The following is a 21462-nucleotide window of genomic DNA, read 5'->3' as shown; positions in this document are numbered from 1 at the left end:
AGACGTGCTACGTCTATCTTAAGTGTAAGACTTATGATGACGTAGCATTTTTATTTAAGATTATCCAATATCCTATTAAGAAATTTCTTAATTTTCTTACTTATATGTTTGTTATTTGAACTCAGATATAGTTATAATATGTAATAAGATATAGATGAGGAGTTGATTATGAATGAAATTTTTATCATTCAAACACAATGACAGAACTTCATACGGGGTAAAAGTTAAACGTGAAGATGCTGTTTGGGATTTACCAATGGTTTTTGCTGAATTTGGTGAAGAAGATTTTCATCCCAAAACATTACTACAAGGCTTACAACAAAACCAAACTTTAGATTTTCAAGAACAAGTGCGTAAAGCAGTTGTGGCTGCTGAAGATAGCGGTAGAGAAGCAGAGTTTAAAATTTCGTTCAAAGATGTAGAGTTTTTACCTCCAGTTACACCACCAAATAACGTTATTGCATTTGGTCGTAATTATCAAGATCATGCTAGCGAATTAAATCATGAAGTTGAACGTTTATATGTATTTACTAAAGCTGCTTCATCTTTAACTGGTGATGAAGCAACAATTCCTAATCATAAAGATATTACAGACCAATTAGATTACGAAGGTGAACTAGGCATCGTTATTGGGAAATCAGGGGAGAAGATTCCTAAAGGATTAGCTTTAGATTATATCTATGGTTACACTATTATTAATGATATTACAGACCGTACAGCTCAAAATGCACATGATCAAGCATTTTTATCTAAAAGTTTAACGGGTGGTTGCCCAATGGGACCATATATTGTCACTAAAGATGAATTGCCAACACCTGAAAATGTTAATATCGTCACTAAAGTGAACAACGACATCCGTCAAGATGGTAACACTGGAGAAATGATTCTTAAAATTGATGAATTAATAGAAGAAATTTCTAAATATGTAGCATTACATCCTGGTGATATCATCGCAACTGGTACACCAGCAGGCGTAGGCGCAGGTATGGAACCACCTCAATACTTGCAACCGGGTGATGAAGTTAAAGTCACTATTGATAACATTGGTACACTAACAACTTACATCTCTAAATAATTACTACCATATTTAAAAAGTTTGATTTATAAAAATATGCTGTCGATAAAACTCTATTATCGACAGCTTTTTAAATTTGAATTAATTAATAATTTATACGTTTTACTGTTTGCAAAAGATAGAATTATAAAATCTTGAAATGTTGTTACATTTGTAATTTCGAAATATGTTATGATATTTGGGAAAATAAATATATGGGGGGACACAAGCATGTTACATGTCCATATTTTGAGTTGGGTATTAACAATAGTATTATTTATCGCAACTTATTTAAACTTTTCAAAAATTCAAGGTGCTTCACCTTACTTTAAACCATTACATATGGCACTAAGACTATTTATGTTACTCACATTATTTACTGGTTTCTGGGAATTAATTAAAGAATTTATCGCAGCAGCACATGGCGGTGGCGGAAACCATATGTTACTCACTTTAAAAATGTTATGTGGTTTAGCAGTTATTGCTTTAATGGAAGTAACTATTGCTAAAAGAAAGAAAAAAGAAGAAGGGCATAAATTCTTTTGGATTACAATCGCGCTAATTATTGTAACAATGGCAATTGGAGTCATCTTGCCATGGGGTCCATTAACTAAAATGTTTGGTTTAGGATAAAATAAGTATAAATTGAAAGAGGCTGGGACATATTCATTGTCTCAGTCTCTTTCGTTTATGTGGTTAATTACATTGTGTAATTCTTATTGATATTTAAAGATTTGACGCTAGAATATAACACGATATTAATATGCTTTATCTAGCTTTATAACCAATCATATTAATCAAATCTTTTGGGTGACTATAAGGTGGAGCATAAGCAACTTCAAATTCGGTTAATTCATCTACCGTCATTTGGTTCATCATTGCTATTGATAAGACATCAATTCTTTTGTCTACACCTTCTTGTCCAACTGCGGCAGCACGTAAAAGTTTACGTGAAGTTTTATCATAATAAACTCTTAAATGTAGAGGTGTATTTCCTGGGTAATAACCGGCATGAGCTCCTTGTTTAACTTCCACCATTTCATAATCAAATTGACATAGTTCATTTGGTTTAATGCCCACACTTGCGAAGGTATAATCAAAGAATTTAACTATGTTAGATCCTAAATAGCCTTTAAATGTAATTGAACTATCTCCAGCCAATTGTTCGGCAATAATGCTAGCTCCTCTATGTGCGCCCCATGCTAATGGCACTTGAGCTTGTAAATCTACATGACGATAAAATGACGTTATGACATCTCCTAAAGCGTAAATATTTGGTATATTAGTTTGAAATTGTTTGTTTACTGGTATAAAGCCATGATCATCTAAGTGAATATTTGATGATTTAATAAAGTTCGAATGTGGATGTGTTCCTATGCCTTCAATTATAATGTCGTAATTTTCTTTTATTCCTGATGTAAAAGTAACTTCATTACCTTTAATTTGATGAATTTCTTCGTTAAATCTGTAAGAGATATTTCTTTTTTCTAATTCATCAATAATAGGTTGATTCATATCTTGATCCATTAGTTTATTAATCCGCTCTGAACGATGAATTAATGTGACGTCAAGTCCGCGTTCATATAGATTTTCTAATACTTCAAGTGATATATATCCTGCACCGACCACTAACGCATTTTTAGCATGATTATTAGCAATAAACTGATCAATTGCATCAGTATCTTCTAAATTTCTTAAATTAAATGAAATATTGCTATCAAAACCTAGAGTATTAGCGCCGGCACCAGGACTTAAAATAAGTGTGTCATATAATTCTTCATATGTTTCTCCAGTTTGCCTATTTAAAACTGTGACAGTTTGATGTGTATCATTGATTTCTATTACTTCATGATACGTTTTAACATTAATCTGCTTTTTATCATAAAATGATTCAGGTGTATAAGCTAATACTTTTTCTCTCTCAGTAACTAGCTCACCAATATAATATGGTAGGGCACAGTTTGCAAAGCTCATATCTCTATCTTTTTCAAAAACAATAATCTCGCTTTCTTTATCTAAACGGCGAATCTGACTAGCACAAGTTGCACCACCTGCAACAGCACCGATGATGACTATTTTATTCAAAATGTGAACTCCTTTTAAAAAAATTTAAAAACAAAAGGGATACATGATTTATGTCATCCCCTTTAATACTTATCTATATTAATAATAGCGAATATTCAAATCAAAGAACTCATTTAAATAGCGACCTATGCCATCTTCGTTATTACTATATGTGGTATCATTTGCAACATCTTTTAATTCCTGTAAACCATTATTCATTGCAATACCATGTGAGGCATATTTAATCATTTCGATATCATTATCTTCATCACCAAAAGCAATGACTTGTTCGTCCGCAACATTAAGGTATTGTTTTACATGTTCAATACCTCGTGCTTTATTAATACCACGCTTAACGATTTCTATAACGGGGAATGGTGCACCCCAACGACGATGTTCAATATTCTCAGCATAGAAATGAGTTAACATATCTTTTATTTTAGGGATGTTATCTTCTTCTGCTTCAACAAGTAAAGAAGTTGGGGGTTCTGTTAATTGTTCTAATAAATTACCTGTTTGTATTCTAGGATTACCCATTGAGAACCCTTCAAATAGTCGCGGATCATGATTATTAATAAAAACATAATCTTTTACTTCAGCAATGATATTTGTAACATGAGATTGTTGAAGAGCAGTGATAATATTTTTGGAAATCTCTACATCTAAAACTTCATGAATAGTAGTAAAATCTTTATCTTTAGGATGATGTACGTATGCACCATTGAAATTGACAACCGGTGTGTCCATATTTAATTCATGATAATAGATTTGACTTGCTCTATATGGACGACCAGTGGCAATCATTATATGGTGACCGCGTTGTTGTAGTTCTGTTAAAACTTGTTTTGTATAAGATGAGATTTCTTTGTTGTCATTTAATAACGTTCCATCTAAATCTAGACAAATTAAATAAGGTTGCATATAAAACTCCTTGTATATCGATTGTTCATGTATCAGTATCATAGCATTTTATTGGCGTTTTGTCGGATATTTGATATATTAGTATAAAGATAATTTTAAAGAGGTGATACTAATGGAGGAAGCATTAAAAGATAGTATCCTAGGGGCTCTTGAAATGGTAATTGACCCTGAATTAGGCATTGATATTGTCAATTTAGGTTTAGTATATAAAGTTGATGTAGACGATGAAGGTCTATGTACAGTTGAGATGACTTTAACTTCTATGGGCTGTCCTTTAGGACCACAAATTATTGAACAGATTAAAGGAGTATTAGCAGAAATTCCTGAGATTTCTGAAACAGAAGTAAACATTGTTTGGAATCCGCCTTGGAACAAAGACATGATGTCTCGTTATGCTAAGATCGCTCTCGGAGTTGGATAATTGATAAAAGACTAGGAATAGTTACACATTTCACTTTGAAAATGTGTGTAGCTATTCTTTTTTTGTTTAAACATAGAAAACTTTTATGATAGAGCAATTTAAGCTTAAAGTGAGTTAAGAAATTTTTAATAAATTGAAAATGCTATTTAAATTGAATTAATGTTACAAGTATATTACAATACATAAGACTTACTACATTTCGGGAAATGAAAATTCTTACATAAAAGAGTTGAAATTTACACTTTAAAAGGTGTATGTTTAATAAAAATATGAAGGATTTGACATAAATTTATTAAGTTAACGAGAATGAAACATTAATTTTCAATATTTAATATGTAGGGAAAACTGAATAAGAAGTGTATTAGATGAACTGAAAAGCATTTGTTTTATTATGGGAAATTGTTGAAAACTCAATTTATCTGTCTAACAAATTAACTACTTATAGGGAAAGAATGTTAACAATGGAAAAAGAATTAAAGAAAGGTCATCAACGCGGTAAAAAAATGCGTTATATGCCTGGACTTGATGGTTTGCGAGCAATTGCTGTTATTGGAATTATAATATATCACTTAAATAAAAAATGGCTTACTGGCGGTTTTTTAGGAGTGGACACGTTCTTCGTAATTTCCGGTTATTTAATAACCAGTTTGTTATTAAAAGAATATGAAGAAACAGGTATAATTAATCTTAAAAATTTCTGGATTAGACGTATAAAAAGATTGTTACCCGCAGTTTTGGCATTACTAATAATTGTAGGACTTGCAACCCTTATATTTGAACCAGATAATATTGTAAGAGTTAAACATGATATTGTTGCGGCAATATTCTATGTTTCGAACTGGTGGTTTATTGCTAAAGATGTTAATTACTTTGAACAATTTTCATTTATGCCATTAAAACATCTGTGGTCGTTGGCTATAGAAGAACAATTCTATTTGTTCTTTCCAGCGATATTAATATTATTACTGCTTACGATTAAGAAATACAGAAATGTGGCATTATTATTTTGGATTATATCATTAGTATCACTTTTATTAATGGTAATCATTTCGCAACCACATATGAATCACTCACGTGTCTATTTTGGAACGGATACAAGATTACAAACACTTTTATTAGGTGTACTTCTAGCATTTATGTGGCCACCATTTAAACTCAAGGCTCAACCACCTAAGACATTAAGAGCTACAATTGATACTGCTGGAATAGTAGGTTTAATATTTTTATTTGTTTTATTCTTTACCGTTAAAGACGAGAGTGATTGGATTTACAACGGTGGATTTTATCTAATTTCAACAATGACCTTGCTTATTATAGCTAGTGTAGTCCACCCTGCAACATTAGTCTCTAAAGTATTAGGGAATCCAGTTTTAGTGTATATTGGCAAACGCTCATATAGCTTGTACTTATGGCATTTTGCAGTAATAAGTTTTATTCATAGTCACTATATTGATGGTCAAATACCGTTCTATGTATATCTATTTGATATCATTTTAACGATAGCTTTAGCAGAGTTATCTTATCGATATGTAGAGACGCCATTCAGAAAGCAAGGTTTTAAAGCTTTTGCGATTAACAAACGTTTCAAGCCTCAATTTATTAGAACAATCGCTACTATTGTATTAGCATTGCCATTTGTTTTAGTACTTGCAGGTGCGTTTGATAAATTAGGTAAAGATAATATAACTGATAAAGCACAAACATTTAACACTAGTGAAAATGATAAATATCTTATCCATATGTTGCCTATAGATGACATTAAACTAACTGATGACGGAAAAACTGAAGAGGGCAAAGAGGATGAAGTCTATTCTAATATTAAACCATTATTAATTGGCGACTCAGTAATGGTAGATATAGGTGAACAATTTAAATCCAGAGTCCCTAAAGCAAATATTGATGGTAAAGTAGGAAGAAATTTATACCAAGCATTACCTTTAGCAGATAGCAATTATAAACATTATAATCAGCCTTCAGATCAAGTTGTTCTTGAATTAGGTACTAATGGAGATTTTACTGAAGATCAATTAGATAATTTAATTGACAAGTTTGGTAAAGCTCAAGTTTATCTCGTGAATACAAGAGTACCTCGATCCTATGAAGGTCATGTTAATGAACTAATGGCTGACGCTGCTAAAAAGCATAAAAATGTGAAACTTGTTGATTGGTATAAACGTTCAGAGGGACATACAGAGTATTTCGCTCCTGATGGTATTCACCTTGGAAATAGCGGTGTTGAAGCACTCACTGATGAAATTCTAAAAAATATGAAAAAGAAATAGCTTTAAAAAAGGAACTAGTTTGACGTATTTATTACGTTAGGCTAGTTTCTTTTTGTGGTATAAAAATGATGATGAAAGATATGATTGTGTACTTTGAGAATTATAGAAAAAGGTCAAAAAGTAAGTGTAAATGATTGAATATAAAGTAAAGAGGGTCTATAATATAATTAAGGTCAAAGAAAGTCAAAGTCAAAACCTTATTTTTGACCTACTCTAAATGATAGAGGTGAAAACAATTGGATATTAATCAAATGACATATGCTGTTCAAGGAGCTTTACAGAAAGCCGTTGAATCAAGCAAAGAATATCAGTTACAAAATATTGAAATCGAAGCTTTATTAAAAGCTGCTTTAGAAGAGAATGAAAGTTTATTTAAAAGTGTATTAGAAAGAGCAAATATAGATATTGAGCAACTTACAAAAGCTTATGAAAACAAATTAAAAAATTATCCATCAGTGCAAGGTGATAATGTTCAATATGGTCAATATATAAGTCAGAAAGCTAATGATTTACTAAATAAAGCTGAAACTTATATGAAAGAATATGATGATGAATTTATTTCTATGGAACATTTATTGCGTGCAGCAATGGATATTGATGAAACGACTCAACAATATGTCGGAAATAAAAGTGAAGTTATTAAAGAAATCATTACTAAAATTAGAGGGGGAAATCATGTGACATCTCAAAATCCTGAAGTAAATTACGAAGCTTTAGAAAAATATGGTCGTGACTTAGTGGAAGAAGTTCGTCAAGGAAAAATGGATCCTGTTATTGGCAGAGATGAAGAAATACGTAATTCTATCCGTATTTTAAGTCGTAAAACAAAAAACAATCCGGTACTTATTGGTGAACCTGGGGTAGGTAAAACAGCTATAGTTGAAGGTCTAGCACAACGTATAGTTAAAAAAGACGTTCCTGAATCATTGTTAGATAAAACAATTTTCGAATTAGATTTAAGTGCATTGGTAGCCGGTGCGAAATTTAGAGGTGAATTCGAAGAACGACTTAAAGCTGTGCTTAAAGAAGTAAAAGAATCAGAAGGTCGAATTATTCTCTTTATTGACGAGATACACATGTTAGTAGGCGCTGGCAAAACTGACGGTGCTATGGATGCCGGAAATATGCTTAAACCTATGTTAGCACGTGGTGAATTGCATTGTATTGGTGCGACAACACTTAATGAATATCGAGAATATATTGAAAAAGATTCTGCCTTAGAACGTCGATTCCAAAAAGTAGGTGTCAGCGAACCAGATGTTGAAGATACAATTTCCATTTTACGTGGTTTAAAAGAACGTTATGAAGTTTATCATGGTGTTCGTATTCAAGACCGTGCTCTAGTTGCAGCTGCAGAATTATCCGATAGATATATAACAGATAGATTCTTGCCAGATAAAGCTATCGACTTAGTCGATCAAGCTTGTGCGACAATCCGTACTGAAATGGGCTCTAATCCAACTGAATTAGACCAAGTCAACCGTCGTGTAATGCAATTAGAAATTGAAGAAAGTGCTTTAAAAAACGAATCTGACAATGCAAGTAAACACCGTTTAGAAGAGTTACAAGAAGAGTTGTCTAATGAAAAAGAAAAACAAGCTTCTTTACAGTCTCGTGTAGAACAAGAAAAAGAAAAAATTGCAAAAGTACAAGAAAAACGTGCAGAATTAGACCGTAGTCGACAAGCATTAGAAGATGCTCAAACTAAAGGTGACCTTGAGAAAGCTGCGGAACTTCAATATGGTACAATTCCTCAATTAGAAAAAGAATTAAAAGAATTCGAAGAGGCTTATCAAGACGAAACAGGTGAGGATAGCGAGAGAATGATTCGTGAAGTCGTATCAGATGAAGAAATTGGCGATATTGTAAGCCAGTGGACAGGTATCCCAGTATCTAAACTTGTTGAAACTGAACGTGAAAAACTTCTTAGCTTAAGTGATATCTTGCATGAACGTGTTGTAGGACAAGATAAAGCTGTCGATTTAGTATCTGATGCTGTAGTTAGAGCTCGTGCAGGTATCAAAGATCCTAACAGACCAATCGGTAGTTTCTTATTCTTAGGACCAACTGGTGTTGGTAAAACTGAATTAGCCAAATCTCTTGCAGCATCATTATTTGATTCAGAAAAACACATGATTCGTATTGATATGAGCGAATACATGGAAAAACATGCAGTCTCTCGTCTAATTGGTGCACCTCCAGGATACGTAGGTCATGATGAAGGAGGACAATTAACTGAAGCGGTAAGACGTAACCCATATTCAGTTATTTTATTAGATGAAGTAGAAAAAGCGCATAGTGATGTCTTTAATGTACTACTTCAAATTTTAGATGAAGGTCGTTTAACTGATTCTAAAGGGCGTAGTGTTGATTTCAAAAATACAATCATCATTATGACAAGTAACATTGGATCACAAGTGTTACTCGAAAATGTGAAAGACGCTGGAGAAATTAGCGAAAGTACTGAAAAAGCGGTAATGGATAGTTTACATGCTTACTTCAAACCAGAAATTTTGAATCGTATGGATGATATTGTATTATTCAAACCATTATCTGTGAGTGATATGAGTATGATTATAGATAAAATTTTAACTCAATTAAATATCCGTTTAATGGACCAACGTATTACAATTGAAGTGTCTGATGAAGCTAAAAAATGGTTAGGTGAAGAAGCATATGAACCACAATTCGGTGCTAGACCATTAAAACGTTTCGTTCAAAGACAAATTGAAACACCACTTGCACGCATGATGATTAAAGAAAGTCTACCTGAAGGTACAACAATTAAAGTCGATTTAAATTCTGACAAAGAATTACAATTTGACGTTGAAAAAGCAGAAAATATTTAATGAAATAGAATGAATCAAATAAAGATCCAAGAAAGTGTGTTCAAATCACTTTCTTGGATTTATTTTTTTATTGCGCTTTCTTTATAAATTATTTGTTTAGTTCACCTTTTTTAATCTAAATTTTACATTTTATAAGTTGTAATATGTATATAGATAATATTTGTAATTTATTCAATAATAATTTTATTACTAAGGAGAAGACAACATGAAAATCAACACTAATTTTAACAACAACATTATACCTTATGACTATGCTGCAGGTGCACAACCGGTTGACTTAATTAACAATAATCCTATTAAATCATTTCCATTTAATGTAGTAGACTTGCCACCAGGTACACAATATATTGCTTGGACTTTAATTGATTATGATGCTGTTCCAGTATGTGGTTTCCCATGGATTCACTGGGTCGTGGCTAACGTGAGTGTCAATAGCGATACAATCGATATTGTTGAAAACTTTTCTAGAATTAAAGGTGACTTTGTACAAGGTAAGAACAGCTTTGCAACAGGTTTATTAGCTGAAGATTTTTCAGAGATTGAAAATCATTATGTAGGACCGACGCCTCCAGATAAAAATCATTACTATGAACTTATAGTTTATGCTTTAAGTGAAAAGCTAAATTTGAAAAATACTTTCTATCTAAATGAATTATTGCACCAAGTTGATTCTAAATTATTAGATAAAGCAAAAATTAATTTAATAGGTAGAAAAGTTTAATCAACTATCAAATCTAGATATTATGTGAATGGTTTATTAAGCCATATTAGTAAAAATAAAATAGAATTTAAAAAAAGACGAGTTACTTATGACAGTATATGTCAAAGTAACTCGTCTTTTTATACATTATGCTATGAATCGTATTGATCTGAACCTTTGTTTGGTTCCATAACCGCACCTAAAATAGCGATAAAAATTGTAAATACAACAGCCATAATGATTGGATTAATTACATTTAGCGCTGGACCGCTGTTAAGGCTATTCAATACGAAGTTAACCATTTCAAGCAATAATACTGCCCAAATAAATGTCATGAGGTATTTCATTGCTTATAACCTCCGCTTATAAAATCGATAACTCTATTTTAAGTGAAATATCTAAGTTTGTATAGTAGTAATCAAGGATTAACTCCTATAATTTTAACCTTTTTAGGATTATTTATAATATAAAATTATGATGAGTAAATTGTTGTCCTCTATCATAAAAAATATGTGTAAATTATAATTTTGTATAAATCCTTAAAACGCTATACTTGAAAAGTGGTATTAAAATGAATCTACTTGAGTTTGAAAACAATAATGTGTTAAATTAATACCTGGTATTAAAAATTTATTTAAGAAGGTGTACGACCATGAACGTGGGTATTAAAGGTTTCGGTGCTTATGCTCCGGAAAACATTGTAGACAATGCCTATTTTGAGCAATTTTTAGAAACTTCAGATGAATGGATCTCTAAAATGACTGGTATTAAAGAAAGACACTGGGCAGATGAAGATCAAGATACATCTGATTTAGCGTACAACGCAAGTGTTAAAGCAATTGAAGATGCTGGTATTCAACCAGAAGATATAGACATGATAATTGTAGCAACTGCAACAGGCGATATGCCGTTTCCAAGCGTTGCCAATATATTACAAGAGCGTTTAGGAACTGGTAAAGTAGCAACGATGGATCAACTTGCTGCTTGTTCTGGATTTATGTATTCAATGATTACTGCTAAACAATATATTCAATCTGGTGATTATAAGAATATATTAGTTGTAGGTGCTGACAAGCTTTCTAAAATTACGGATTTAACTGACCGTTCAACTGCTGTTTTATTTGGCGACGGTGCCGGTGCAGTAGTAATGGGTGAAGTTTCTGAAGGCCGTGGAATCATTAGTTATGAAATGGGATCTGATGGTAGCGGTGGAAAATATTTATATTTAGATAAAGAAACTGGTAAATTAAAAATGAATGGCAGAGAAGTATTTAAATTTGCTGTAAGAATTATGGGTGACGCATCAACACGTGTAGTAGATAAAGCAGGTTTAACTTCAGATGACATTGATTTATTTATCCCTCACCAAGCAAATATTCGTATTATGGAATCTGCAAGAGAGAGATTGGGTATAGAAAAAGAGAAAATGAGTGTTTCAGTGAATAAATATGGTAATACATCAGCTGCTTCTATACCTTTAAGTATCAATCAAGAATTACAAAACGGAAAAATTAAAGATGACGATACTTTAGTCTTAGTTGGCTTCGGTGGAGGCTTAACTTGGGGCGCAATCGTTATCAAATGGGGAAAATAGGAGGATAACGTATGAGTAAAAATAATAGAGTTGTTATAACGGGTATCGGAGCCTTATCTCCAATCGGTAACGATGCTAAAACAACATGGGCAAACGCATTAAAAGGAGTTAATGGTATCGATAAAATTACACGCTTAGATACCGAAAATTATAATGTTCACCTTGCAGGTGAGCTTAAGGACTTCAACATTGAAGATCATATTGATAAAAAAGAAGCACGTCGTATGGATCGTTTCACTCAATATGCCGTTGTTGCTGCGAGAGAAGCTGTACAGGATGCAAAGTTAGAGATCAATGATCAAACAGCTGATAGAATCGGTGTTTGGATTGGTTCAGGTATTGGTGGCATGGAAACATTTGAAACTGCGCATACAACACTCGTTGAAAGAGGCCCACGTCGTGTAAGCCCATTCTTTGTACCAATGTTAATCCCTGACATGGCTACTGGACAAGTTTCAATAGATTTAGGTGCTAAAGGTCCGAATGGTGCTACGGTTACAGCTTGTGCAACTGGTACTAATTCAATTGGAGAAGCATTTAAAATCATTCAACGTGGTGATGCAGATGCGATGATCACAGGTGGTACAGAAGCACCAATCACACATATGGCAATTGCTGGATTTAGCGCAAGCCGTGCTTTATCTACAAATGACGATAAAGAAACAGCTTGTCGTCCATTCCAAGAAGGCCGTGACGGTTTTGTTATGGGCGAAGGCGCAGGAATCGTAGTTATTGAATCATTAGACTCAGCTAAAGCTCGTGGTGCAGAAATTTATGCTGAAATCGTTGGTTATGGTTCTACAGGAGATGCCTATCATATCACAGCACCAGCTCCAGAAGGCGAAGGCGGTTCAAGAGCTATGCAAGCTGCCTTAGACGATGCAGGTATTGAAGCAAAAGAAGTTCAATACTTAAACGCGCATGGTACTAGTACGCCTGTAGGTGATTTATATGAAGTTAAAGCTATCCAAAATACATTTGGAGAAGCTGCGAAATCTTTAAAAGTAAGTTCAACAAAATCAATGACTGGTCACTTATTAGGTGCAACAGGTGGTATTGAAGCCATCTTCTCAGCACTATCAATTAGAGACTCTAAAGTCGCACCTACCATCCATGCGGTCACACCAGATGAAGAATGCGATTTAGATTTCGTTCCTAATAAAGCTGAAGATTTAGATATTACTTACGCCATGAGTAATAGTTTAGGTTTCGGTGGACATAACGCAGTGTTAGTATTTAAGAAATTTGAAGACTAAGGTCACATATAAAATTAAATCTTCAAGTGGGTTTATAAATAACTCACTTGAAGATTTTTTATATTGAAAATGAAATAACAATAGCTAAAACGAAATATATGAGATTAATGAGCAATATAGGTATTATCCATGAAGAAATTATGTAGTGATCCTTTTTGGCATGTTTAGGGTTAAAAAACTCATCATCTTCTATAGTTTGTTTTTTCTTAGAGGAAGAGAGTTGAAATTTTAAACGACGAAAACCATAACTAGATGCATCAAAGATACCTTCTTGAATGACTAATAAGCCGAAAACTATAATAAAAATGATTAAGGAGACATAAAATATTATATTTATAAAATCTAAAAATCTATGCCCGGTGAATTGCCAAATAATGAGTGATAGCAAGGGTGTTATTGCAATTCTTATTGATGTTGATTTGTAACACATATACGCAGACCTCCACTGTAAATAGTATATATATTTTACCTTATTGCCAAGAATTCGAATATATTGTATTGCAATTTTGAGACTTGTTTATCCTAAAGTAGGACAGACATTACTTTAAAATAATGTATATCAATTAATCTATTTAAAGGAAAATAGCCGAAAAACAATAAAACAATTAATTTATAGACGGTACTGGTTAGTTAAAACCAGTATCGTTTTTTATATTTTAGTGAGGATTCCACACTTAGTTAAATTTGTTTATAAGATTTTGAAATTTTAAATTAAATATCAAAAACATATTGCGAATAACATATATTGCTATTTATAATATACATAATATTCTGAAAAAGGAGTGATAATATTGAAATCATATTTTTTAAAACGCTTGGGATATATGTTTGTTTCTTTATTCATAATTATCAGCATAACTTTTTTCTTAATGAAATTGATGCCTGGTTCACCTTTCAATGATGCAAAATTATCTCCTGAACAAAAGCAAATATTAGCGGAAAAATATGGATTAAACGACCCTGTCGGTGTTCAATATCTAAACTATTTAAAAAATGTTATAAGTGGAGACTTTGGGAATTCTTTTCAATATCACAATCAGCCAGTTTGGGATTTAATAAGCCCTAAGTTAATCCCTTCATTAGAAATGGGATTGATTGCAGTAATGATTGGTATTGTACTAGGTTCATTTCTTGGTGTAATAGCAGCGGTAAAACAAAATACATGGATAGATTATTTAGCGACTACTGTTTCAGTAATAGCTGTCTCAGTTCCATCATTTGTTTTAGCAGTACTATTGCAAAACGTTTTTTCAGTTCAATTAAGATGGTTTCCAGTTGCTGGGTGGGAAGGACTACCTACAATAGTTTTACCATCTTTGTCTCTATCAGCTATCGTTATGGCTACTGTTTCGAGGTATATCAGATCTGAAATGATTGAAGTACTTAATTCTGATTATATTCTTTTAGCTTATGCTAAAGGAGTGCCACAATATAAAATTATCTTTGTACATGCTTTAAGAAATGCGTTAATACCGGTTATTACTGTCATAGTTCCTATGACTGCCAGCATAATGACTGGAACATTAACAATTGAAAATATTTTTGGTGTACCAGGATTAGGTGATCAATTTGTAAGATCTATAGCTACAAATGATTTCTCTTTAATTATGGCGATTACTATATTATTTAGTTCATTCTTCATAGTATCTATATTTGTAGTTGATATTTTATACGGAATAATTGATCCAAGGATTAGAGTTAAAGGAGGTAAATAGATGAGTAACAGTAATTTAATAAATGAGTTTAGTGATAAAGACTTTACCTTCAAAAATAAAAAAACAGTAGAAGATAATATAATAACTAGAAAATCTAAAAATTTTTGGCAAGATGCTTGGACACAAATGAAAAGAAATAAACTAGCTATAGTAGGGTTAGTAGGGCTTATAATAATTATTCTTTTAGCTTTGATAGGTCCTTCAATAAGTAAGTATGATTATGCAGATCAAAATATTCAATATAGAAATCTTCCGGCCAAGATGCCGGTTTTAGATAAAGTGAAATTTCTTCCATTCGATGGTGTTGATTTTAATGGGGACAATACATATAAAAAAGGAAATGTTAATGAAAATTTTTGGTTCGGTACTGATCAATTAGGGAGAGATTTATGGGCTCGCACTTGGAAAGGTACTCAAGTATCTTTATTTATTGGTATAGTAGCAGCAATTTTAGATATATGTGTAGGTGTTACGTATGTTGCTATATCAGGTTATTTTGGTGGCAAGATAGATATAGTTATGCAAAGAATCATTGAGATTTTAGCTTCAATCCCTACTTTGATAATAGTGATATTGTTTGTATTAATATTTGAATTTTCTATTTGGACTATTATTTTAGCAATGACCGTTACTGGTTGGTTAGGTATGAGTAGAGTAGTTCGTGGAGAATTTATAAAGTTAAGAAATCAAGAGTACGTATTAGCATCGAAGACATTAGGTGCTTCAAATTTAAGGATTATTTTTAAACATATATTACCGAATACTCTTGGAGCAGTAATAGTTACCTCTATGTTTACCATTCCAAATGCAATATTTTTTGAAGCTTTTTTGAGTTTTATTGGAATAGGTGTGCCAGCACCCAAAACTTCCCTTGGTTCACTAGTGAACGATGGTAGAGCAATGTTACTAATTCACCCACATGAACTATTTATACCTGCAACAATATTGAGTTTATTAATTTTATTCTTTTATTTATTTAGTGATGGATTGCGTGATGCGTTTGATCCCAAAATGCGTAAGTAAGGAGGTATGAGTTGATGGTTAACAAAATACTAGATGTTAAAAATTTGAAAGTCTCTTTTTTTATTGAAGATGGTGAAATACAAGCAGTTAGAAATGTAGATTTCCATGTTTTAGAGGGAGAAACATTGGCCATTGTAGGTGAGTCAGGTTCTGGAAAATCAGTAGTTACTAAGGCAATTACTAAATTATTTGATACTAATATAGGAAAAATAAAGAATGGAGAAATTTTATTTTTAGGAGATAATTTAGCTGTTAAAAATAATAAGGAATTAAGTGAAATACGAGGGAAAGAAATCTCAATGATTTTTCAGGATCCTATGACTTCACTTAATCCTACCATGAAAATTGGAAAACAAATAATGGAGCCTTTAATATATCATAAAAATCTGAATAAAAATGATGCGAAGAATAGAGCAATGGAGCTATTAGATTTAGTAGGATTAGATAAAAGTGAAGAAAAATTTAATTCATATCCACATCAGTTTTCTGGTGGTCAACGTCAAAGAATTGTTATCGCTATTGTTTTAGCATGTGAACTGAAGTTATTGATTGCTGACGAACCAACTACAGCCCTTGATGTTACTACTCAAATTCAGATTCTAGATTTGATGAAGGAAATACAAAAGAAGGTTAATACGTCTATTATATTTATAACGCATGACTTAGGTGTTGTAGCGAACATAGCGGATAGAGTAGCTGTAATGTATGCAGGTGAAATTATAGAGACTGGCAGTGTTGAGGAAATATTTTATGATTCAAGACACCCATATACTTGGGGATTATTGTCGTCAATGCCGGATTTAGATACAAAAGATAATGAAACTTTAATTTCTATACCTGGTACACCTCCTGATTTACTTAATCCTCCTAAAGGAGACGCTTTTTCAAGACGTAGTGATTATGCTTTGGAGATAGATTTTAGAAAGGAACCGCCTTTATATGCTATATCTCCAACACATTTTGTTAAATCTTGGTTGTTAGATGAAAGAGTACCTGAGGTAGACCCTCCTAATATTGTTAAAAATAAAAGAAGAAAGATGCCACTAAATTATAAAATGCCACGGTTACTAAGTGAGGTGTCAGCTAGTGGAGAATAAAAGTAAAGTTTTTTGTGAAGTTAAAAATATAAGTAAAACTTATAATTTTAAAAAATTTAATGAAAAGAAAGCTTTAAATAATGTATCATTTAAAATCCTTAAAGGAGAAACATTTGGAATAGTAGGGGAATCAGGATGCGGGAAATCTACATTAGGAAAAATCATAATAAATTTAATCAATAATGATAAAGGTGAAATCATATTTGATAATCAAGAAATACATAATTTAAAAAGAAAAAAAGATATTTTGAAATTAAATAAACGTATTCAAATGATATTTCAAGATCCTTATGCCTCACTTAATCCAAGAATGAAAATTATGGATATAGTAGCTGAGGGCATAGATATTCATAACTTAGCCAAAAATAAAAGTGAAAGAGAACAAAGAGTATATGAATTATTGGCTAAAGTAGGATTAAATAAAGAGCATGCTAATAGATATCCACACGAATTTTCTGGGGGTCAGAGACAAAGGATAGGCATTGCTAGAGCTTTAGCGGTTGAACCAGAATTTATAATTGCTGATGAACCCATATCTGCATTAGATGTTTCTATCCAAGCACAAATAATAAATTTACTTTTACATTTACAAGAACAAGAAGGTTTAACGATTTTATTTATCGCACACGATTTATCTATGGTTAAATATATCTCCGATAGAGTTGCAGTAATGCATGCAGGTGAAATTGTTGAAATTGGTTCTTGTGACGAAATATTTATGAATCCATTGCACGAGTATACTAAGTCATTATTTAATTCAATACCTAAATTAGATCCTAATTATGAAAAATCACGTATCAATAATAGTTATGAAGATATTGACCAAGACACTGAAAAATCTCTATATGAGATAAACTCGCAGCATTTCATACTTACTACTGAAAAGCGAGCAAAAGAAATACTGGCATCTAAGAAAATAGCAAAGTAGATTAAGAGAGGCTGATGGAATTGAATAAATATTTTAGAACAACTATTATTCTAGTTATATCAATTTTAATTTTAAGTTCATGTTCTCAAAATAAGGGTATGTATTCTGATGAAGGACAAGTCTTTAGAAAAGTTATACCTCAAGACATGACAACACTTGATACTGCAATGATTACTGATTCTGTATCTAATGATATCGCAGAGCAAGCTTTTGAGGGGTTATTCTCGTTAGATAAAAATGATAAAGCAACTTTGGCCATTGCTAAAAATATGCCTAAAAAATCTAAAGATGGAAAAACTTTAATTTTTGATTTGAAGGAGAATGCTAAATGGAGTAATGGTGATGATGTAACAGCAAATGATTTTGTTTATGCATGGAGAAAAGTAGTTAATCCTAAAACAGGATCTGAATATGCTTATATCATGACAGATATAAAAAACGCTGACGACATTAATGCTGGAAAAAAGCCGGTTGAGTCTTTAGGTATAAAAGCAATTAATAAACATAAACTCGAAATACAATTAAATAGACCTATACCTTACATTAATGAACTTCTAACATTAAGTACTTTCTATCCTCAGAACGAAAAAATTTCTAAAAAATATGGTGAAAAATACGGAACAAAAGTAGAAAAAACAGTCTTTAATGGTCCTTTCAAAGTTGATAAATGGAAACATGAAGATAAAATCTTATTATCAAAAAATAATAATTACTGGGATAAAAAGAATGTAAAGTTGGAGAAAGTTAACTACAAAGTTTTGAAAGACAAACAGGTAGGAGCCTCTCTCTATGAGACAGGTTCTATAGATGATACTTTGATAACTGCTGATCAAGTCAATAAGTATAAAGACTCTCCAGCATTAAAAAAGAGAATAACTTCAGGAAACTTCTATATTAAATTAAATCAAAAGAAAGTAAAAGAATTTAGTAATAAGAATTTACGTTTAGCAATCGCAAGATCAATAAATAAACAAGGTTATGTAGATGCAGTTAAAAATGATGGTTCGTCTCCTTCTAACACTTTAACTGCAAAAGGAGTAGCCAAAGTAGAAGGAGATAAAGATTATACTTCAACTATAAATTCTCCATTAGATTTTAATCCTAAATTAGCTAATGAAAACTGGCAAAAAGCTAAAAAAGAGTTAAAAATAGAAAAATTTACATTTACCATGAATACTGAAGATACTCCTGATGCAAAAATTTCCGCAGAGTATATAAAATCTCAAGTTGAAAAAAATCTACCTGGGATTACTTTAAAAATTAAACAATTACCTTTTAAACAAAGAATAGCTTTAGAAACCAAGATGAATTATGAAGCTTCATTAAGTGGTTGGGGCGCAGATTATTCAGATCCAACATCATATTTGGGTACCATGACTAAAGACAATCCTCAAAATAATACTGGATGGAATAATACATCTTTTGATAATTCATATAATGAAGTTAATGGGAAGTTGTTGAAATATATAGATAAGAGAAATGAGACTATGAAAAATATGGAAGAATTATTAGTAAGTGATGCACCAATCGCTCCTATATATCAAAAAGGAGAGGCACATTTGACTAATCCTCAAGTTAAAGGACTAATATATCATGTAGTGGGACCTGATACTACACTAAAAAATGTTTATATTGATAAAAGTGTTGATAGAAATACAGGTAAGAAAAAGAATTAATAAAAAAGGTACTGGAAAAGAATTTCCAGTACCTTTTTTATTTAAAATTATCTCTTACGACCTAATCCCATAGCTTTTTCCATTTTTTTCAATGTTTTAAATGATGCTTTATGAGCTTTGTCTCGACCTTTATCTAAGATGTCATCTAATTCATCAGAATTATAGAAGCTTTCATATTTTTCTTGGAAATTAATTAAAAATTCTTTAACGATCTCAGCTAAGTCACCTTTGAATTTACCATAACCTTCACCTTCATATTTTACTTCAATGTCTTTGATAGGTTCATCAGTTAGTCCTGAGTATATAGATAAAAGATTTGAAACACCTGGTTTATTTTCACGATCAAATTTAATGATGCCATCAGAATCTGTTACGGCACTTTTAATTTTTTTAGCTGCCACATTCGGCTCATCAAGAAGTGAAATAAAGTTTTTCTGATTATCATCACTTTTACTCATTTTTTTAGTAGGATCCTGTAAACTCATCACACGTCCTCCAACTTTAGGCATGCGAATTTCTGGTTTTACTAAGACATCGTTATAACGACTATTAAAACGATCTACTAAATTACGAGTTAGTTCCATATGTTGCTTTTGATCATCACCAACTGGAACTATGTTAGTATTATAGATTACTATATCAGCTGCCATTAGAGGTGGATATGTTAGTAATCCTGCTGGTACACCATCAACGCGTTTTTGTGCTTTATCTTTAAATTGTGTCATACGTTCAAGTTCACCAATAGAAGCAATTGTTGTAAGCATCCAACCAGCTTGTACGTGAGCAGGAACTTCAGATTGAATAAATAAAGTAGATTTATCTGAATCAATTCCTGTAGCTAAATATATTGCTGCTAATTGACGAATTTGTTTACGTAATTTCAAACGATCTTGTGGTACCGTTATGGCGTGTTGGTCAACGATACAGAAAAAACAATCATAGTCATCTTGAACATCTACAAATTGTTTTAACGCACCTATATAGTTGCCAATTGTAGGAATACCACTCGGTTGAATTCCTGAGAATAAAGTTTCCATATTAGATGCCTACTTTCTTATTAATATTGTTTAGATAACATTATAACAGTATTTCGTTAAAATGTAAGTTGTGTTAAAATATTAATATAACTGGGTATATACTAAAAGCGAATTAAAAATTTGATGAATTTCAAGATTTCTCAGGAAAATTAGGATTTTCTCATTTAATTTTAATCTTAGATAGTTATACTATTAAGTGTAAGATTAAGAAAGCTTAAAAATTCAATTTCTTAAATCGATAATAATATTAAAATAATGAATTTAATTCATTCTATAGGAGAGTGAGATGTATGGTAACATTATTTACTTCACCAAGTTGCACATCTTGCCGTAAAGCGAAAGCATGGTTACAAGAACATGACATTCCATATACGGAGCGTAACATTTTTTCTGAACATTTAACAATTGATGAAATTAAACAAATTTTAAAAATGACTGAAGACGGAACAGATGAAATTATTTCAACTCGTTCTAAAACATATCAAAAATTGAATGTAGATATTGATTCTTTACCTTTACAAGACTTATATTCTATTATTCAAGATAACCCAGGTTTATTACGTCGTCCAATTATCTTAGACGACAAACGCTTGCAAGTTGGATATAACGAAGATGAAATTAGACGTTTCTTACCAAGAAAAGTTCGTACGTTCCAATTACAAGAAGCTCAACGTTTAGTTGATTAAAAACTAACATAACTATGTGATAATATCACTTTACTAAAAGATTAAGAACAACACTATTTATGGTTAATAGTGTTGTTTTTTTGCATGTTATAGTCCCTTCTAAAGTAGTAGTTTTTTGGTAAATAAATAGGGAATATGTTAATATAGATTACCAATTAA

General features: G+C 31.7%; 19 protein-coding genes. 14 read left to right on the top strand and 5 right to left on the bottom strand.

Translation table 11 applies throughout. The features are described 5' to 3' along the window. Positions 1 to 172 precede the first annotated feature (172 nt). Together V6C74_RS08960 and V6C74_RS08955 are read left to right on the top strand one after the other, a co-directional pair. Complete coding sequence (locus tag V6C74_RS08960; RefSeq protein WP_002452851.1) at positions 173 to 1075, top strand: fumarylacetoacetate hydrolase family protein; 903 nt, start codon at positions 173 to 175, stop codon at positions 1073 to 1075. A 210-nt stretch (positions 1076 to 1285) separates the two neighbouring features. Continuing rightward, positions 1286 to 1687, top strand: a complete 402-nt coding sequence (locus V6C74_RS08955) for a YisL family protein (RefSeq protein WP_016898810.1) — start codon at positions 1286 to 1288, stop codon at positions 1685 to 1687. A 135-nt stretch (positions 1688 to 1822) separates the two neighbouring features. Here V6C74_RS08955 and V6C74_RS08950 read toward each other — a convergent pair whose 3' ends face one another. Together V6C74_RS08950 and V6C74_RS08945 are read right to left on the bottom strand one after the other, a co-directional pair. Then, positions 1823 to 3139: a CoA-disulfide reductase gene (locus V6C74_RS08950; RefSeq protein WP_002452853.1), complete on the bottom strand. Its 1317-nt coding sequence runs from the start codon at positions 3137 to 3139 to the stop codon at positions 1823 to 1825. 78 nt (positions 3140 to 3217) lie between these two features. Next, the gene (locus tag V6C74_RS08945; protein WP_016898809.1) at positions 3218 to 4039 is read right to left on the bottom strand and encodes a Cof-type HAD-IIB family hydrolase; all 822 of its coding nucleotides are present in this window, start codon (positions 4037 to 4039) and stop codon (positions 3218 to 3220) included. 112 nt (positions 4040 to 4151) lie between these two features. On the opposite strand from V6C74_RS08945, the gene V6C74_RS08940 reads away from it, so the two are divergent. The 4 genes from V6C74_RS08940 (at position 4152) to V6C74_RS08925 (ending at position 10312) form a co-directional block, all read left to right on the top strand. Then, complete coding sequence (locus V6C74_RS08940) at positions 4152 to 4460, top strand: metal-sulfur cluster assembly factor (protein ID WP_002452855.1); 309 nt, start codon at positions 4152 to 4154, stop codon at positions 4458 to 4460. A 461-nt stretch (positions 4461 to 4921) separates the two neighbouring features. Beyond that, the gene (locus V6C74_RS08935; protein ID WP_002452856.1) at positions 4922 to 6742 is read left to right on the top strand and encodes an acyltransferase family protein; all 1821 of its coding nucleotides are present in this window, start codon (positions 4922 to 4924) and stop codon (positions 6740 to 6742) included. Between the two features lie 236 nt (positions 6743 to 6978). Beyond that, on the top strand, positions 6979 to 9591 hold the full coding sequence (gene clpB / locus V6C74_RS08930; protein WP_002452857.1) for an ATP-dependent chaperone ClpB: 2613 nt from the start codon (positions 6979 to 6981) through the stop codon (positions 9589 to 9591). Positions 9592 to 9796: 205 nt separating this feature from the next. After that, the gene (locus V6C74_RS08925) at positions 9797 to 10312 is read left to right on the top strand and encodes a YbhB/YbcL family Raf kinase inhibitor-like protein (protein ID WP_002452858.1); all 516 of its coding nucleotides are present in this window, start codon (positions 9797 to 9799) and stop codon (positions 10310 to 10312) included. Between the two features lie 131 nt (positions 10313 to 10443). Here the strand turns inward: V6C74_RS08925 and V6C74_RS08920 are convergent, their stop codons facing one another. Further along, positions 10444 to 10638 carry a YjzD family protein gene (locus tag V6C74_RS08920; RefSeq protein ID WP_002452859.1) on the bottom strand — a complete coding sequence of 65 codons (195 nt, stop codon included), beginning with the start codon at positions 10636 to 10638 and terminating at the stop codon, positions 10444 to 10446. A gap of 305 nt (positions 10639 to 10943) precedes the next feature. Here V6C74_RS08920 and V6C74_RS08915 point away from each other — a divergent pair, with 305 nt between their 5' ends. Beyond that, on the top strand, positions 10944 to 11885 hold the full coding sequence (locus V6C74_RS08915; protein WP_002433345.1) for a beta-ketoacyl-ACP synthase III: 942 nt from the start codon (positions 10944 to 10946) through the stop codon (positions 11883 to 11885). Between the two features lie 11 nt (positions 11886 to 11896). After that, positions 11897 to 13141 carry a beta-ketoacyl-ACP synthase II gene (fabF, locus tag V6C74_RS08910; protein WP_002452860.1) on the top strand — a complete coding sequence of 415 codons (1245 nt, stop codon included), beginning with the start codon at positions 11897 to 11899 and terminating at the stop codon, positions 13139 to 13141. A gap of 58 nt (positions 13142 to 13199) precedes the next feature. Here the strand turns inward: fabF and V6C74_RS08905 are convergent, their stop codons facing one another. Beyond that, positions 13200 to 13571, bottom strand: a complete 372-nt coding sequence (locus V6C74_RS08905; RefSeq protein WP_002452861.1) for a DUF3899 domain-containing protein — start codon at positions 13569 to 13571, stop codon at positions 13200 to 13202. Between the two features lie 361 nt (positions 13572 to 13932). Here V6C74_RS08905 and V6C74_RS08900 point away from each other — a divergent pair, with 361 nt between their 5' ends. The 5 genes from V6C74_RS08900 to V6C74_RS08880 are packed head-to-tail and all read left to right on the top strand — an operon-like array spanning position 13933 to position 19580. Further along, positions 13933 to 14856, top strand: coding sequence for an ABC transporter permease (locus V6C74_RS08900; protein WP_016898807.1), 924 nt, complete (start codon positions 13933 to 13935; stop codon positions 14854 to 14856). Then, positions 14857 to 15879, top strand: coding sequence for an oligopeptide ABC transporter permease (gene opp3C / locus V6C74_RS08895; RefSeq protein WP_002452863.1), 1023 nt, complete (start codon positions 14857 to 14859; stop codon positions 15877 to 15879). It begins immediately after the preceding gene. Positions 15880 to 15893: 14 nt separating this feature from the next. Beyond that, complete coding sequence (locus V6C74_RS08890) at positions 15894 to 16976, top strand: ABC transporter ATP-binding protein (RefSeq protein ID WP_016898806.1); 1083 nt, start codon at positions 15894 to 15896, stop codon at positions 16974 to 16976. After that, entirely contained in the window at positions 16966 to 17904 is a 939-nt protein-coding gene (locus V6C74_RS08885) for an ABC transporter ATP-binding protein (RefSeq protein ID WP_016898805.1), read from the top strand. Before V6C74_RS08890 ends, V6C74_RS08885 begins: the two co-directional genes overlap by 11 nt. A 14-nt stretch (positions 17905 to 17918) precedes the next feature. Continuing rightward, entirely contained in the window at positions 17919 to 19580 is a 1662-nt protein-coding gene (locus V6C74_RS08880; protein ID WP_049391010.1) for a peptide ABC transporter substrate-binding protein, read from the top strand. Between the two features lie 47 nt (positions 19581 to 19627). Here the strand turns inward: V6C74_RS08880 and trpS are convergent, their stop codons facing one another. Beyond that, on the bottom strand, positions 19628 to 20617 hold the full coding sequence (trpS, locus tag V6C74_RS08875; RefSeq protein ID WP_002452867.1) for a tryptophan--tRNA ligase: 990 nt from the start codon (positions 20615 to 20617) through the stop codon (positions 19628 to 19630). 290 nt (positions 20618 to 20907) lie between these two features. On the opposite strand from trpS, the gene spxA reads away from it, so the two are divergent. Next, positions 20908 to 21303: a transcriptional regulator SpxA gene (gene spxA, locus V6C74_RS08870; protein WP_001829294.1), complete on the top strand. Its 396-nt coding sequence runs from the start codon at positions 20908 to 20910 to the stop codon at positions 21301 to 21303. Positions 21304 to 21462 lie beyond the last annotated feature (159 nt).

Source organism: Staphylococcus capitis subsp. capitis (genome assembly GCF_040739495.1).
In the GTDB taxonomy this organism is placed as follows: domain Bacteria; phylum Bacillota; class Bacilli; order Staphylococcales; family Staphylococcaceae; genus Staphylococcus; species Staphylococcus capitis.
Note: the sequence above shows the minus strand (reverse complement) of the source record. Positions and strands in the feature narration are given on the sequence as shown.